The 14,939-nt window shown below is 63.2% G+C and carries 13 protein-coding genes; 2 read left to right on the top strand and 11 right to left on the bottom strand.

What is annotated here, in order from left to right:
• From FJ950_RS00005 to FJ950_RS00030, 6 genes are all read right to left on the bottom strand, one after another.
• Positions 1-1,307, bottom strand: a 1,307-nt coding sequence (locus FJ950_RS00005) for a VCBS domain-containing protein (RefSeq protein WP_210242347.1), incomplete at its 3' end; no start/stop codon positions are given.
• Between the two features lie 718 nt (positions 1,308-2,025).
• The gene (guaA, locus tag FJ950_RS00010; protein WP_140614551.1) at positions 2,026-3,588 is read right to left on the bottom strand and encodes a glutamine-hydrolyzing GMP synthase; all 1,563 of its coding nucleotides are present in this window, start codon (positions 3,586-3,588) and stop codon (positions 2,026-2,028) included.
• Between the two features lie 55 nt (positions 3,589-3,643).
• On the bottom strand, positions 3,644-4,312 hold the full coding sequence (locus tag FJ950_RS00015; protein ID WP_015316526.1) for a 5'-methylthioadenosine/S-adenosylhomocysteine nucleosidase: 669 nt from the start codon (positions 4,310-4,312) through the stop codon (positions 3,644-3,646).
• Between the two features lie 105 nt (positions 4,313-4,417).
• Positions 4,418-4,876 (bottom strand): PaaI family thioesterase, encoded by a 459-nt coding sequence (locus tag FJ950_RS00020; protein ID WP_023771340.1) that lies wholly within the window; start codon positions 4,874-4,876, stop codon positions 4,418-4,420.
• Positions 4,877-4,974: 98 nt separating this feature from the next.
• Positions 4,975-5,427, bottom strand: a complete 453-nt coding sequence (locus tag FJ950_RS00025) for a TspO/MBR family protein (protein ID WP_246681256.1) — start codon at positions 5,425-5,427, stop codon at positions 4,975-4,977.
• Positions 5,428-5,499: 72 nt separating this feature from the next.
• The gene (locus FJ950_RS00030; RefSeq protein WP_140614552.1) at positions 5,500-6,789 is read right to left on the bottom strand and encodes an RsmB/NOP family class I SAM-dependent RNA methyltransferase; all 1,290 of its coding nucleotides are present in this window, start codon (positions 6,787-6,789) and stop codon (positions 5,500-5,502) included.
• A 316-nt stretch (positions 6,790-7,105) separates the two neighbouring features.
• Here FJ950_RS00030 and FJ950_RS00035 point away from each other — a divergent pair, with 316 nt between their 5' ends.
• The gene (locus FJ950_RS00035; protein ID WP_140614553.1) at positions 7,106-7,783 is read left to right on the top strand and encodes an MIP family channel protein; all 678 of its coding nucleotides are present in this window, start codon (positions 7,106-7,108) and stop codon (positions 7,781-7,783) included.
• Between the two features lie 68 nt (positions 7,784-7,851).
• Here the strand turns inward: FJ950_RS00035 and katG are convergent, their stop codons facing one another.
• Positions 7,852-10,062, bottom strand: coding sequence for a catalase/peroxidase HPI (gene katG, locus FJ950_RS00040; protein WP_140614554.1), 2,211 nt, complete (start codon positions 10,060-10,062; stop codon positions 7,852-7,854).
• A gap of 178 nt (positions 10,063-10,240) precedes the next feature.
• Between katG and FJ950_RS00045 the strand changes: the two genes are divergently transcribed.
• Positions 10,241-11,149 carry a hydrogen peroxide-inducible genes activator gene (locus tag FJ950_RS00045; RefSeq protein WP_015316520.1) on the top strand — a complete coding sequence of 303 codons (909 nt, stop codon included), beginning with the start codon at positions 10,241-10,243 and terminating at the stop codon, positions 11,147-11,149.
• Between the two features lie 19 nt (positions 11,150-11,168).
• On the opposite strand, the gene FJ950_RS00050 is transcribed toward FJ950_RS00045, so the two are convergent.
• The 4 genes from FJ950_RS00050 to FJ950_RS00065 all read right to left on the bottom strand — a co-directional run bounded on the left by FJ950_RS00050 (position 11,169) and on the right by FJ950_RS00065 (position 14,921).
• Positions 11,169-11,975 carry an amino acid ABC transporter ATP-binding protein gene (locus FJ950_RS00050; RefSeq protein WP_140614555.1) on the bottom strand — a complete coding sequence of 269 codons (807 nt, stop codon included), beginning with the start codon at positions 11,973-11,975 and terminating at the stop codon, positions 11,169-11,171.
• Positions 11,972-12,913 carry an amino acid ABC transporter permease gene (locus FJ950_RS00055; RefSeq protein ID WP_140614556.1) on the bottom strand — a complete coding sequence of 314 codons (942 nt, stop codon included), beginning with the start codon at positions 12,911-12,913 and terminating at the stop codon, positions 11,972-11,974. The genes FJ950_RS00050 and FJ950_RS00055 overlap by 4 nt, the downstream gene beginning before the upstream one ends.
• 56 nt (positions 12,914-12,969) lie before the next feature.
• On the bottom strand, positions 12,970-13,827 hold the full coding sequence (locus FJ950_RS00060) for an ABC transporter substrate-binding protein (protein ID WP_140614557.1): 858 nt from the start codon (positions 13,825-13,827) through the stop codon (positions 12,970-12,972).
• A gap of 80 nt (positions 13,828-13,907) precedes the next feature.
• The gene (locus FJ950_RS00065) at positions 13,908-14,921 is read right to left on the bottom strand and encodes a 2OG-Fe(II) oxygenase family protein (RefSeq protein WP_140614558.1); all 1,014 of its coding nucleotides are present in this window, start codon (positions 14,919-14,921) and stop codon (positions 13,908-13,910) included.
• Between the last annotated feature and the right edge of the window lie 18 nt (positions 14,922-14,939).

Genomic DNA, 14,939 nt, shown 5'->3' on the forward strand with positions numbered 1-14,939 from the left:
GTGATCCCGGCCTCGGTGGCAGAGCCGCTGTCCGCGACCGCTACCGGTGCGTCGTTGGTGCCGTGGATGGTGATCGTCACCGTCTGCGTGTCGGTGCCGGTATGGCCGTCGTCGGCCTTGATCGTGTAGGTGAGCGTCAGAGTCTCGCCTTGGGCAAGGAAGTCGAAGGCTTGCGGTGTCGAGTTGAACGACCAATTCAGATTGTGCGTGTCGGTCGGACTGGCGGCAAGCGAGGCCGGCGACACCGTCAGCATGCCGAGCACCGCGGCGCTGTTCAGACCGCCCGTTGTGCCGGCGAGCGATACAGATGTCACGCTAGGAGTCACCGTATCGGAGAGGTCGGCATCGTTCACCGTCAGGGTGCCGCTCTTCATCAGGGCTGCATTGGTCTCGGTCAGCGAGGCTGTAGCGCTGTCGCCGGCGCCAACGGTGATGTCCGGCGCGTCATTGGTGCCGTTGATGGTGATCGTCACCGTCTGCATGTCGGTGCCTGTATGGCCGTCGTCGGCCTTGATCGTGTAGGTGAGCGTCAGCGTCTCGCCGACAGCCAGGAAGTCGAAGGCTTGTGGCGCCGAATTGAAGGTCCAGCCCAGATTGTTGGTTTCGCCAGGGTTAGCCGTCAGCGAGGTCGGTGAAACCGTCATCATGCCGATGACGGCGGCGCTGTTCAGGCCGCCAAGGGTGCCGGCGAGCGACACTGAGGCGACACTTGCGGTTACTGTGTCGGAGACGTCAGCGTCGTTCACAGTCAGCGTGCCGCTCTTCGTCAGAGCCGAGTTCGTCTCGATCAGCGACGCGGCCGCGCTGTCGGTCGTCACCAGATGGATATCGGGCTTGTCATTCGTGCCGGTGAACTGAACGGTGGCAGTGGCCCAGCTCAGCGTGCCGTTGCCGAGTTGAATAGCGTAGGTCACCTTATCGACGAGAACCTCACCCGCAGAAAGTGCCTGTAGCTGCCCAGCGATACTCGCCGTGTCGTAGTGGATTGTGCCATCGCTGGCCATCCAGATCTTGGCTCCCAAGAAGCTTGTGTCGGTGGTCCCGGCGGCTCCCGAACTATCAGTAGAATATGTCGTATCCCGCGTGAGCAGATCTGCGGGAGCATATGTCTTGGTTGCGGTCGACAAACTGTCTGAGTTGTCGATGGAGTAGAGCTGTTTGGCTGCACCACCCAGATCATTCGCCAAAACGTTCAGGACAAGGACCCCCGTTGCATCTTCCGAATAGAGGAAGGTGTCGTCCTTCGCCTGCGGTGTATTGGAGAATGACGCCGTGGTGCCGCCGGCACCGGTGACCTGAGTAGCCATTTTCAACCCCTGTTTGTGTAGCAGACGCCCCAACGCCTGTTTGTTGATAGTCCTATACGACCACGCTCTGTCCGAGCATCGATCCCAAAGTCGCCACACAGCTGGGTTGAAAGCGAGTGCGGCGCATCATCAGCGAGCCTGCCGGACAAGCAGTGCCGGCTGGAGCTAGCGGATGATGATCGCATGATGGCGGCTGCGACGGCGTTGTCGCAGCGCTACGTCTCCCAACCCAATTGCATCGTCTAAATCGCCGGTTTCCGATCAAGAGATTTTAGACAATGCTTATATTAGGAGATTATTAACTCTACTGGGGAGGAGGCGTCAACGTCCAACTTGGGCGAACGGTTAATATTCAACATGAAGGAGCTGCAGCCACCCGGATCGGCTTGTGAGATCGAACGAGCGCACGCCTGATATGAGCCAGCGCGGCAGAAGATGCGGGGCAGCGTAACGAGAGCCCGCCAGCGCACTAACGCTGGACCTTGATCGCTGCCACGGGCGAGCCGGACATCCGGAAGTTTCACGCTCCAACGCAGATCACTCCAAGGATGACAAGGCGCCAGACCTTGCCTTTGTGCACGCCGTTTTACGCCGTAGGGGCGCAGATCGGACTTGCCAGCCTGGAGATGAAGAATGCCAGTTCAGCGAAAGTGAGACCCGGACGATAACAATTCTCGCTGGCAAAACTCGCCGCCGAAACTACGCGATTGCCGCTCCTTCACTCCCACTCGATTGTGCCAGGCGGCTTCGACGTCACGTCATACACCACGCGGTTGATGCCGCGGACTTCGTTGATGATGCGCGTGGCGGCGGTGCCCAGGAAAGCCATGTCGTAGTGGTAGAAGTCAGCCGTCATGCCGTCGACGGAGGTCACGGCGCGTAGCGCACAGACGAATTCGTAGGTGCGGCCGTCGCCCATGACGCCGACGGTCTGCACCGGCAGCAGCACGGCGAAGGCCTGCCAGATCGCGTCATAGAGGCCGGCCTTGCGGATTTCGTCGAGATAGATTGCATCGGCCTCGCGCAGGATCTCCAGCTTTTCCCGCGTGATGCCGCCCGGGCAGCGGATGGCTAGGCCGGGGCCAGGGAACGGATGGCGCCCGATGAAGCTTTCGGGCAGGCCGAGTTCCTTGCCCAGCGCCCTCACCTCGTCCTTGAACAGTTCGCGCAACGGCTCGACCAGTTGCATGTTCATGCGCTCGGGCAGGCCGCCGACATTGTGGTGGGACTTGATGGTGACCGAGGGGCCGCCGGTGAAGGAGACGCTCTCGATGACGTCGGGATAGAGCGTGCCTTGCGCCAGGAAATCGGCGCCGCCGAGCTTCTTGGCCTCGTCCTCGAACACTTCGATGAACAACCGGCCAATGGTCTTGCGCTTCTTTTCCGGGTCGGACTCGCCTTCCAACTGCGAGATGAACTTGTCAGAGGCGTCGACCAGGATCAAAGGCAGATTGTAGTGCTGGCGGAACATCGCCACCACACCAGCGGCCTCGTCCTTGCGCATCAGGCCATGGTCGACAAGAATGCAGGTGAGCTGGTCGCCGACCGCCTCGTGGATCAGAAGGGCAGCCACCGAGGAATCCACGCCGCCCGACAGCGCGCAGATGACCTTGCCCTTGCCGACCTGCTTGCGGATCGCCTCGACCGCGTGCTCGCGATAGGCGCGCATCGTCCAGTCGCCTTCGATGCCGGCGATGTTGTGGACGAAGTTCCTGAGCAGCCTCGCACCATCCGGCGTATGCACCACCTCGGGGTGGAACATGATGCCGTACATCCTGCGTTCGACATTGCCGAAGATGGCGAAGGGCGAGCTTTCCGATTTGCCGAACACCTCGAAGCCAGGCGGCAGGGCGATGACGCGATCGCCATGACTCATCCACACCTGATGGCGCTGGCCTGTGGCCCACAGGCCCTCGAATAGCGGGCTGTCCTTCTCGATCTCGACAAAGGCGCGGCCGAATTCGCGATGGTTGGAGCTTTCGGCGACGCCACCCATCTGCACGCACATGGCCATCTGGCCATAGCAGATGCCAAGCACAGGCACGCCGGCATCGAAGACGATCTGCGGCGCGCGCGGGCTGCCGATATCGGACGTCGAAGCCGGGCCGCCGGACAGGATGACCGCTTTCGGGTTGATGCGCTTGAATGCCGCCTCGGCCGACTGGAACGGCACGATCTCGGAAAACACGCCGGCCTCGCGGATGCGGCGGGCGATGAGCTGCGTAAACTGGCTGCCGAAATCGACAATCAGGACGGTGTCGGTGTGATTGGCTGTCGTCATGGCGAGCCTTTAGAGAAAGAAACGAGTCTGCGCAATGGCTTGCGTCGCCTGACTTTCAGAGCGGTATCGCCTCGTCACCAGGTGAATCCGGCCGGAGCAAGCCCGAACCGATCGCCTGTTCGAGCCGCATGACGGCGTCGGCCAGCTTTTCATCGATGACGTGCAGATATTCGGTCCAGTCGCCGACGTGCCTGAGATCAGCCGCGCCGTCGGAAATACCGCGCAGCCCGATGAGCGGGATGTCGAAAAGCTGACAGGCGCGCAAGCAGGCGAAGGTCTCCATGTCGACCATGTCGGCGGCGATCGCTTCGTACGCCGCGCCGGTAATGACGGCGCCGCCGGTCGACAGTGTCGCCTCCTTGATTTCGGGAATACGCAACGGCAACGGTACGATCACCGGCAGGTCGAGAAACGGCGTCGCGCCTTTTTCGAAGCCCAGCGGCGAGGCATCGATGTCGCGATAGCTGACGGAGACGGCCTGGTAGATTTCGGTCTGCTCCAGGGTCCGGCTGCCAGCAGAGCCGAGCGATACCACCAGATCGGGCAATGCCTTGTCCGACTTCAACCAGGACAGTTCGGCGCCCAGCCTGACGCCGGCCTCGACCGGGCCCACACCCGTCATCAGCGGCGTGAACAGTCGCTGCAGATGCTGGCCATATTCGGCCCGCGCCGCCATGACGAAGAGGACATCCTTGCCGCCAATGCGCACGACGTTGCCAGTCATGGCGATCCTCCTGCTTGCGCTACATTATGGCCAACGGCATGGCCGCTGCCGGCGGCAGCTCCGTGCCGCCGGCACGATTAAATTCGCCCGCGGCGAACCGGCCACTCACCCAGCGATACCATCACGGCCTAGCACCGTCATCATCGTCCCGGTCATGGTGGCGATCAGCTTGGCCTCGCCGTCGGTGGCGAAGGCATAGGCCTGGCCGTCGGCAACGATGATGGTACGGCCGGGTTTGGTCACCGAACCGCGGAACAGAAAACGCTCACCCCGGCCCGGCGCCAGAAGGTTGACCTTGAATTCGATGGTCAGCACGCCGGAATTCTCCGGCATGAGCGAGAACGCCGCATAGCCGCAAGCCGAGTCCAGCGCCGTCGAAATGACGCCGGCATGCAGGAATCCATGCTGCTGGGTCAGCGCCGCCGAATAAGGCATCTCGATCTCGATGATGCCGGGGGTCACCAATGTCAGTTCGGCGCCGATCGTCGCCATCGCCTGCTGGCGGGCGAAGGACGCCCTGACGCGATCCTCATAGTCCGGAGCCGGTACGATCTTTGCTGCCATCGCCGTTGCCTTCACGTTTGCCGGGAAAGCTTATCGCAGAGGCATGAGCGGCAGGCAAATGCTTTTGCTGCACTGCAGCAAACCGCATCGAACGCGACCTAGTTCAGCCAAAGAAGCGAGGCGTTGAGCAAGGTGGCGAACGCCACCCACGCCGCGTAGGGCACGAAAAGCCAGCCGGCGAGCCGATCGCGGGTCCAGACGCTTGCGATAAACAGCACGATGACGGTCAGAAGAAGCACGATGATGACCAGAGCAGGCCCCATCATTTTTGCGCCGAAGAAGATTGGCGACCACAGGAAATTCAGGACGAGCTGAGCGCCCCAGATCTTCATCGCGGTGCCGGCCGGGTCCCGCAACCATGTCCGCCAGCCGGCCACGGCGATCAGCACATAGAGCAGTGTCCAGGCAGGCGCGAAAATCCAGTTGGGCGGATTGAAGGAAGGCTTGGCCAGCGATGCATACCAGGCACCTGGCAAGGTGGCGAAACCGATCAGCAGGCCTCCGCCCAGCACCAGGACGAGGAACAGCAGAAGCGACAGATATCTTTGCAAGCACTCACCCTGTGGCGGCGCAACGCCGCGCATCTGCAATTGGGGCGCTGCGGGCAGCTGTCAACGACAGCGTCAGTTCGCCCGACGCAAGGCGCAAAAATAAAATCCGTCTGTGCCGCTCAGCGCCGGCGAGAGCGAAATGCCACCCAGGGCACCGATCCGCATCGCGGCGGTATGGCCGGGAAAACGGCTGTCCCAGAGCTGGCGATGATCGACCGGGGCAAAGCCGCCGTGCCGCTCGCGAAACGCGGCGATTTGTTCACCGTTCTCCCCGTCGAACACGGAGCAGGTTACGTAGACCAGCAGGCCACCGGGTTTGACGTAGGTTCTGGCGGCATCGAGGATCGTCGCCTGCTCGCCCTTGCGGGCATCAAGCTGTCTCTGCGTCAGCCGCCATTTGGCGTCGGGACGCCGCCGCCAGGTGCCGCTGCCGGTGCAGGGCGCGTCGACCAGCACGATGTCCATGTGGCCGGTCAATGGGGCAAGCTCGGCCGGCTTGGTGGTGACCTGCACATTGCGGTTTTCCGAGCGGCGAATGCGGTCGAAGATTGGCGCCAGCCGCGCCTTTTCGGCATCGTGAGCGAAGATTTGACCGTGGTTGTCCATCGCCGCCGACAAAGCCAGCGTCTTGCCGCCTGCGCCGGCGCAGAAATCGAGCACCTGCATGCCAGCCGTCGCGCCGGCAAGCGCCGCCGCAATTTGCGACCCCTCGTCCTGGACCTCGAACCAGCCTTTCTGAAAGGCCGGCTCGGCTTGCACGTTCGGATGCCGGCCGTCACCGTCGATCGGCGGGATGCGGATGCCGTAGGGTGCGATCCGTGCGGCACTGGCACCGGTCTGCGCGAGTTCGGCCAACACCTTGGCGCGATTGGCCTGCAGCGTGTTGACCCGGATGTCGAGCGGCGGACGTGTGGCGAGCGCCGCGCCCTCCTCGACCCATGTGTCGCCAAAGGCCCGCTGGAAAAGCGGTTCGCACCAATCGGGAATGTCGGCGCGAACAGCAGGCGGCGCGTCGGCAAGCCGGCGTTCCGCGATTGCCTGGAGTTCCGTGGCGCTCAGCAGCGGCGGCGCGAATTTGTCACCTTCGAGCGCTGCGTTGAGCGACTGCGCCGTCTGGCTCCATTCGAGCAGCAGCGCCCCGAAGCCGATGGCTCGCGGCGTGTCTTCGCCCAGCAACCAGCCGGCGGAGCGCTTGTGGCGCAGCGCGTCGTAGACGATGTTGCCGATCGCGGCGCGATCCCCACCGCCGGCGAAGCGATGGGACAGGCCCCAATCCTTCAGCGCGTCGGCCACCGGCCGGTGACGCCGACCAATGTCCTCCAGCACTTCAATGGCCGCAGCCAGCCGTCCGCCCAGTCGCATTCGTCATTCCATCAATCGAGCACATTATCCGGTCTGCTCTTAGAGCCTTTCACGTCCGGATTGAACCCCGCCCGGCCTCGCCGCGAGCGCAAGCTGGCGATGGTCGGCTAAACCTGTCCGACCGGTAAATCTTCGCGGCGGTTAGAAGCAGGCGGACTAGTAGATACAAGATCTCTAATGTTCTTAACTGGCGGCCGGAAGGACGGCGTGTGGCGCTACAGCTCTGCTTTCCAAGTTTTTCGGTTGGGAATACTCTTGCCGTCATGATTCGCGGCGCGGAAAACGTGGACCGGCGGATCGTCACGAGGAGAGGGCAATGAAGATTTATCTGGCGGAAGTTCTAGGCACATTTCTGTTGGTGTTCATCGGTACGGCGTCCGTGGTGACGGGGGGCTTCGGCGGCGCGCTGCCGCTTGGCCAGGAAGGCATCGGTCTGGCATTCGGCATCGGCCTCATCGCGGCGGCCTATGCGATCGGCCCGATTTCGGGCGCGCATCTCAATCCGGCGGTGACGCTCGGCGTGTTCCTGGCTGGCCGGCTGCCGGCCAAGGACGTCATCCCCTATTGGATCGCGCAGATCATCGGCGCCATCATCGCCTCGCTGGCGTTGTGGATCATCGTTTCCGGCCAGACCGGCGGCCATACCGGCGGCTTCGGCGCCAATGGCTGGGACGAGACGAAATGGGGCATGAGCTCGGCGTTCCTGTGGGAGCTGATCGGCACCTTCACCTTCGTCACGGTGATCCTTGGCGTTACCGCTGAAAAACACTCGACGGCGTTTGCCGGCCTGGTCATCGGCCTGACGCTAGCGGGCATTCACTTCGCCATGATCCCGGTCACCGGTACCTCGGTCAATCCGGCGCGCTCGATCGGCCCGGCGCTGTTTACCGGCGGTGCCGCACTCAGCCAGCTCTGGTTGTTCATCGTCGCACCGCTGATCGGCGGCGCCATTGCCGGCGTCGTCGCCAAGGTGCGTGTCTTCGAGAAGGATTGATTCCAGAGCCTGAATGCAAGAGGCGCGGGCCGTGGCCCGCGCCTCTTTCGTAGGTCCTCAAGCTCGGGTCAGGCCGCGATGTCAAAGCGGTCGGCGTTCATCACCTTGGTCCATGCCGCAACGAAATCCCGGGCGAATTTCTGCCCGGCGTCCGCCGATCCGTAGACCTCGGCCAATGCCCGCAGCTGCGCATGCGAACCGAAGATCAGGTCGGCACGGGTGCCGGTCCACCTGACTGCCTTGGTTTTGCGGTCGCGCGCTTCGTACACTTCTTCCGAACCCGGAACAGAACCGGCAGCCGGATCCCAGACCGTGCTCATGCTGAGCAGGTTGACGAAGAAGTCGTTGGTCAGCGTGCCGGGTCTGTCGGTAAGCACGCCGTGCCTGGACTTGCCGGTATTGGCGCCGAGCACCCGCAAGCCCCCAACGAGCACCGTCAGTTCCGGCGCCGTCAGGCCCAGCAACTGCGCGCGGTCAACCAGCATGGCTTCAACCGACATGGGCTGCTTGCCCCTGACATAGTTGCGGAAGCCGTCGACTTTCGGCTCGAGCGCGGCAAAGGAGTGGACGTCCGTCTGCTCCTGCGATGCATCCATGCGGCCGGGCGTGAACGGCACCTTCACGTCGTTGCCGCCATCCTTCGCGGCCTTCTCGACCGCGGCGATACCGCCGAGCACGATCAGGTCGGCCAGCGAGACCTTCCTGTCGCCGGTCTGCGCGGTGTTGAATTCCGTCTGGATGCCTTCGAGCCTGGCAAGCACCTTCGACAGTTCGGCCGGCTGATTGACTTCCCAGTCCTTCTGCGGCGCCAGCCGGATGCGTGCGCCATTGGCGCCGCCGCGCTTGTCGGAGTTGCGGAAGGTCGAAGCCGAGGCCCAGGCCGTCGAGACCAGTTCGGAAACCGACAGGCCGGAGGCCAGGATCTTGGCCCTAAGCGATGCGATGTCCTGCTCGTTGACCAGTTCATGGTCGAGCGCCGGGATCGGGTCCTGCCAGATCAGCTCTTCCTTGGGCACCAACGGGCCGAGATAGCGCACCGCCGGACCCATGTCGCGATGGGTCAGCTTGAACCAGGCGCGGGCGAAGGCATCGGCGAACTGATCCGGATGTTCATGGAAACGCCGCGAGACCTTCTCATAGGCCGGGTCGGCCCGCAGCGCGAGGTCGGTGGTCAGCATGGCCGGCGCGTGATGCTTCGATGGGTTGTGCGCATCCGGCACCGTGCCGGCACCGGCGCCACCCTTCGGCGTCCACTGATGGGCGCCCGCCGGGCTCTTCGTCAGCTCCCATTCGAAATTGAACAGATTGTCGAAGAAGTTGTTGCTCCACTTGGTCGGCGTCGTGGTCCAGGTGACTTCGAGACCCGAGGTGATGGCGTCGCCGGCAATGCCTGACGCATGTTTGCTCGACCAGCCGAGGCCCTGCGCCTCGATGCCGTCACCTTCCGGCTCCGCGCCCACCAGCGAGGCATCGCCGGCGCCATGGGTCTTGCCGAAGGTGTGACCGCCGGCGATCAGCGCCACGGTTTCCTCATCGTTCATCGCCATGCGCGCGAAGGTTTCCCGGATATCACGGGCCGAGGCCAGCGGATCGGGCTTGCCGTTCGGCCCTTCCGGATTGACGTAGATCAGGCCCATCTGCACGGCGCCGAGATGGCCGCGAAGCTCACGATCGCCCGAGTAGCGCTCGTCGCCCAGCCACTTGGTTTCCGAACCCCAGTCCACGTCCTGCTCGGGCTCCCAGACGTCGGCGCGGCCGCCGGCGAAGCCGAAGGTCTTGAAGCCCATCGATTCCAGCGCGACGTTGCCGGTGAGGATCAACAGGTCGGCCCAGGAAATCTTGCGGCCGTATTTCTGCTTGACCGGCCAGAGCAGGCGGCGCGCCTTGTCGAGATTGGCGTTGTCAGGCCAGCTGTTGAGCGGCGCGAAACGCTGCTGGCCGGCTCCGGCACCGCCGCGGCCATCACCGATGCGGTAGGTGCCGGCGCTGTGCCAGGCCATGCGGATGAACAGCGGCCCGTAATGGCCGAAGTCGGCGGGCCACCAATCCTGCGAATCCGTCATCACTTGGTGCAGGTCCTTGATGACCGCATCGAGATCGAGGCTGGCGAATTCCTTGGCATAGTCGAAGTCCTCGCCCATCGGGTCCGACAGGTTCGACTGCTGATGGAGAACGCCAAGGTCAAGCTGGTTCGGCCACCAGTCACGGTTGGTCCGGCCGGCGGATCCATGCGCGACAGGGCATTTGCCCGCGCTGCTGTCGTCGGTTTTCGCGTCCATCTCTCACTCCAATTTGCCGAGGTTTGATTTGCCGAGGTTGATTTTTTGCCGAGATTTTGGGGGCGGCCAGCGGCCCGCGCCAATCTGGAACCATTCCAGCCTAGGCCAGACCGTCGATAAAAACAAATTGTCTTTCCTGTTTATTTCGATAGGATTTTCTTATGATGGCCTTGACCGCATGATCGGACTGACAGTTCGCCAGATGCATTATTTCGACGCGCTGGCGCAGACGCTGCATTTCGGGCGTGCGGCGAAACTTGCCGGTGTCAGCCAGCCGGCGCTGTCCTCGCAGATCGCCGAAATGGAGCAACGGCTGAACTGCCGGCTGTTCGAACGCGGCGGCAAGTCGGTGCGCATGACGGACGAGGCGATCGCCCTGTTGCCGCGTATCGAGCGCATCCTGGCTGATATACGTGACGTGGAAACGACGGCCCGGCGCGGCCGCACGGCCATGGAGGGACGCTTCCGGCTGGGCATCATCCCGACTGTCGCGCCCTATCTTCTGCCGCGCGCCTTGCCCGAACTGAAGAAGCATTTCCCGGCCTTGCTGCTCGAATTGCGCGAGGCGGTCACCACCTCCCTGGTCGAAGACACCGCATCGCGAAAACTCGACGCCTTCATCGCGGCACTTCCGCTCGACCATCCAGGACTGATCACCGAGGCGCTCTTTCCCGACCGGTTCTTCCTGGCCGTGCCGTCGGACGATCCGGCCTTTGCCTCGCCGCCGGTTCCACCCGAGAGCCCGGCGCTGGAAAGACTGATGCTGCTGGAAGAAGGCCATTGCCTGCGCGAACAGGCGCTGGCCGTCTGCGGCAATGTGCGGCCGGTGGCGATGGCAAGCTATGGCGCGACCAGCCTGACCACGCTCCTGCAGATGGTGGCGCACGGGCTCGGCGTCACGCTCATCCCCGAAATGGCGACCGGCCCCGCCGGCACCATCCCCGACCTCAAGATCGTGCCGTTCCAGGAACCGATGCCGCAGCGCATGATCTGCCTGGCCTGGCGACGCAACAATGCGCGGCACGGGGAATGCGTCGAGCTAGCCAAGATTATACGGGGGCTAGGCCCGGCGCTGTTGGCGGCCTGAGAGGTGGCCCTAACGCTCGTTACAGCACCCGCGACAGGAACTCGCGGGTGCGCGGCGACACCGGGTTGGCGATCATCTCGCGCGGTGCGCCGCGTTCGACGATCACGCCGCCGTCCATGAACACGAGCTGGTCGCCGATCTCGCGGGCAAAGCCGACCTCGTGGGTGACGACGACCATCGTCATGCCGCTCTCGGCAAGGTCGCGCATGACCTGCAGGACTTCGCCGACCAGTTCCGGATCCAGCGCCGAGGTCGGCTCGTCGAAGAGCAGCACCTTGGGCTTCATCGCGAGGGCGCGCGCGATCGCGACACGCTGCTGCTGGCCCCCGGACAGTTCGCGGGGATAGCGGTCTACCTTATCGGCCAGGCCGACACGCCGCAGCAGCATCTCCGCCTCGGTCTTTGCCTGGTCGACTGGAATGCGCCGCACCTGCGTCGGCGCCTCGATCAGGTTCTCCATCACCGTCATGTGCGAGAACAGGTTGAACGACTGGAACAGCATGCCGATCTCGGCGCGGCGCCGGCACAGAAGATCGTCCTTCACCTCATAGAGCTTCTCGCCCTGGAGGTCGTAGCCGACGAACTGGCTGTCGACGAGCAGGATGCCGCCGCTGAGTTTTTCCAAATGGTTGATGCAACGCAGGAACGTGCTCTTGCCCGATCCCGACGGGCCGATGATACAGGCGACCGATCCCTCCGGTACATCGAGATCGACGCCTTTGAGAACTTCAAGCTGGCCATAGGTTTTGCGCACGCCGCGCGCGAACACCATGGAATCGGCAGGCACCCCGAAGCGGGTACGATTTTCGAACTTCACATCACTCATCGGGCAACGCCGCGCAGGCTGATCAAGTTGCGCAAGGTGCGCACCGTCAGGGGGTCGCGTCTGACATCGCTGCGGCCGAAATGGCGCTCCAGGAAATGCTGCCCCACCGACATGATGCTGACCACCGCGAGATACCAGAAGGCGACCACGATCAGCAGCGGAATGGTCTCGAAGGTGCGCGCATAGATGCTCTGCGCGGTATAGAACAGGTCGTCGACGGCGATGAACGTCACCAGCGACGTCATCTTCAGGAGGTTGATCGCCTCATTGCCGGTCGGCGGCAGCACGAAGCGCATGGCCTGCGGCAAGGTGATGCGCTTCAGGATCATGCGGTAGGGCATGCCGAGCGCGCTCGCCGCCTCCGACTGGCCAGACGGCACCGACTTGATGCCCGCCCGGATGATCTCGGCCATGTAGCCGGCCTCGCACAGCGAAAGCGCCACCACGGCGGAGAAGAACGGCGTCATGAAATCATTGGTGCGCACGGAAAACAGCGTGCCTATGAACGGCAAAGTCAGCGAGATTTCGCGCACCAGCAGCGACAGGTTGAACCAGAAGATCAGCTGGATCAGGGCTGGGACACCCCGGAAGAACCAGACATAGACGCCGGAAAAGGCGCGCAGCACCGGGCTCGGCGACACCCGCATGATGGCGATGACGGTGCCGACGACGATCGCCAGCACCATGATGATGACGGTGAGCATCAGCGTGTTGCCGAGGCCTCGCATGATCGAGGGATGGAACAGGTATCCGGCTGCCGTGCCCCAGGCAAAGGCCGGGTTGCTGGCGAAAGCACGAATGATGAGGAAGGCCAGCAGCAGGGCGAACGCCGTACCGACCCAGATGCCATAACGGCGCTGCGGCACGACGGTCAGTCGTGACACAGCGGCGGAAACGCTTGGCTCGACGCCGATGTCGGTCGGGAGGGCAACGCCCATCGGATGTCTCCAGCTTGCGGGCCGGCGCCTGACGTTCATCAGGCGCCGGATGGTCTCTATTCGGCGCGAAGCGCGTCCATGGTGCCGACGAAGTAGGGTTCCTTGATCGCATAGGCGCCCATGCCGTATTTCTCCAGGATAGCTTTGTACGTGCCGTTCTTGAACAGTTCGGCAAGTGCCGCCACCATCATGTCGGCGGTCTGCTTGTCGTCCTTGGCGATCGCCATGCCGAGCGGCGCGACCTCGTAAAGCGTCGGCAGGACCACCAACTGGCCCTTGCTCGTCACCTCGAAATAGCTCGATGCGGTGGCATCGTCCATACGCGCGTCGACGCGGTCCGAAAGCACGGCCTGGACGATATCGGTGGAGGAGTTGAACACCGATTTCTCGATAGCCTTTTGGCCCTTGTCGGTGCATTCCTTACCGAGCTTGTCGACCAGGAAATCCGAGGCGCTGCCGGCCGAGACGCCGATGCGCTTGCCACAGAGCGGCATGTCGCCGCTGAAGCTCGCCTTCTTGTCAGGCGATGTCGAGACGGCGAGCCCTGCCTTCAGGAACATGATGAAATCGACCTGCTTCAGGCGCTCCGGCGTGGCCGAGAAGGTCTCCCAGGCGATCTTGAAGCGGCCCGCCGCAAGACCCGGGATCATCGACGGGAACGGCGTGCGCTGGATATCGAGCTTGGCGTCGACGAGCTTGGCCACCTCGCCGGCGAGTTCGACGATGATGCCGGTCTGCTTGCCGTCGGCGTCGAGATATTCGAACGGCGCGAAGTCCAGAGTGTTGGCGACGGCGAGCGTTCCGCTCTCTTTCACCTCAGCCGATTTCGGCACGTCGGCGGCTTTGGAAACCCCGCCCCAGACGGTGGTGGAGAGCGCCAGTGCAAGGCTGGTCATTCGCAGATATCTGTTCATTGCTGTTCCCCTTTTCTTGTCCTTGTTTGCAGTCTTTCCGGCAGAGCCCGGGCCAGTGGCCGGCACGGGCTCGGTGTCCCTTATGAAGCGGCTGTCTCGGCCGCCTTCTTCTTTCGATAGTGATAATTCTTGTCGATGCGCTCCATCAGGTAATCGCCATAGAGCACTGGCTCGTATTTCGGCTGTGTGCCGGCCGGCACACAGACCGAAAGTGCGGCAATCGTCTCGTCCATGGAGGGGTCGAAGAAGAAGGGCTGCGAATAGCGCTCGCGTCCGGAGCGGTTGATGACGCGGTGCGGCGTCGAGACGAACTGGTCGTTCGACCAGCGCGCCAGGATGTCGCCGACATTCATGACGAAGGAATCCGGAACGGGCGGCGCGGGGACCCAGTCGCCCGCCTTGTTCTTGACCTCGAGGCCGCCGACATTGTCCTGGGCGAGCAGCGTGATGAAGCCGTAGTCGGTGTGCGGCGCCGAACCGAAAAGCCCCTCTTCCTGGGGCTGCGTCGGATAGTGCAGCAGCCGCAGGAAAGTCGTCGGCTGCTCGAAATAGCGGTCGAGACTGTCGGAGGGCAGCCCGAGCGAAAGCGCGATGGCGCGCACCATCTTGCGGGCGAGCGTGCCCATCTCCTGGACATAGCGCTCGATGGTCTCCCTGAAGCCGGCAAGGGCGGCCTCGTCAGGCCACTGGTTGGGGCCTTGCAGCGGCTTGCCGGCCAAGGCCCGGGGGTCGTCGGCGCCGACCTCGTGCATGAAGAAGATCGATTCGCTCTGGTTCGGCTTGCTGACGGCCGCCACGGACGAGGTCACGATGGTCGAGCCGGCAAAGGGCAAATAGCCGCGGAAATTCTTGTCGATCTTCAGCTTCGCCTTCTCCTCCTCGGGCAAGGCGAAGAAACGCTTGGAGGCCTCGCGGACCGCTTCGACATCGGTGCGCGGAATGGGGTGGCCGGTGACATAGAGGAAGCCGATCGTCTCGAGATAGCGGCGCAGTGTCGCTGCCGTTTCCCTGATCGCGCCTTCGTCGTCGCCATAGAGCGGCGAAACGTCGAGGATCGGAATTTCGGAAAAATCGCCGCGCTCTTGTGCATCCATTTCGAACACCCTGTCTTG

Source organism: Mesorhizobium sp. B2-3-14, assembly GCF_006442175.1.
Lineage (GTDB): Bacteria > Pseudomonadota > Alphaproteobacteria > Rhizobiales > Rhizobiaceae > Mesorhizobium > Mesorhizobium australicum.

Coding starts and splice junctions, on each gene's coding strand:
- FJ950_RS00015 (WP_015316526.1), bottom strand. CDS start 4,312: ATGACTGGCAACGTCGTGCGCATTGGCGGCAAGGATGTCCTCTTCGTC.
- FJ950_RS00020 (WP_023771340.1), bottom strand. CDS start 4,876: ATGGCAGCAAAGATCGTACCGGCTCCGGACTATGAGGATCGCGTCAGG.
- katG (WP_140614554.1), bottom strand. CDS start 10,062: ATGGACGCGAAAACCGACGACAGCAGCGCGGGCAAATGCCCTGTCGCG.
- FJ950_RS00050 (WP_140614555.1), bottom strand. CDS start 11,975: ATGAGTGATGTGAAGTTCGAAAATCGTACCCGCTTCGGGGTGCCTGCC.
- FJ950_RS00055 (WP_140614556.1), bottom strand. CDS start 12,913: ATGGGCGTTGCCCTCCCGACCGACATCGGCGTCGAGCCAAGCGTTTCC.
- FJ950_RS00030 (WP_140614552.1), bottom strand. CDS start 6,789: ATGCGACTGGGCGGACGGCTGGCTGCGGCCATTGAAGTGCTGGAGGAC.
- FJ950_RS00035 (WP_140614553.1), top strand. CDS start 7,106: ATGAAGATTTATCTGGCGGAAGTTCTAGGCACATTTCTGTTGGTGTTC.
- FJ950_RS00045 (WP_015316520.1), top strand. CDS start 10,241: ATGATCGGACTGACAGTTCGCCAGATGCATTATTTCGACGCGCTGGCG.
- FJ950_RS00065 (WP_140614558.1), bottom strand. CDS start 14,921: ATGGATGCACAAGAGCGCGGCGATTTTTCCGAAATTCCGATCCTCGAC.
- FJ950_RS00060 (WP_140614557.1), bottom strand. CDS start 13,827: ATGAACAGATATCTGCGAATGACCAGCCTTGCACTGGCGCTCTCCACC.
- guaA (WP_140614551.1), bottom strand. CDS start 3,588: ATGACGACAGCCAATCACACCGACACCGTCCTGATTGTCGATTTCGGC.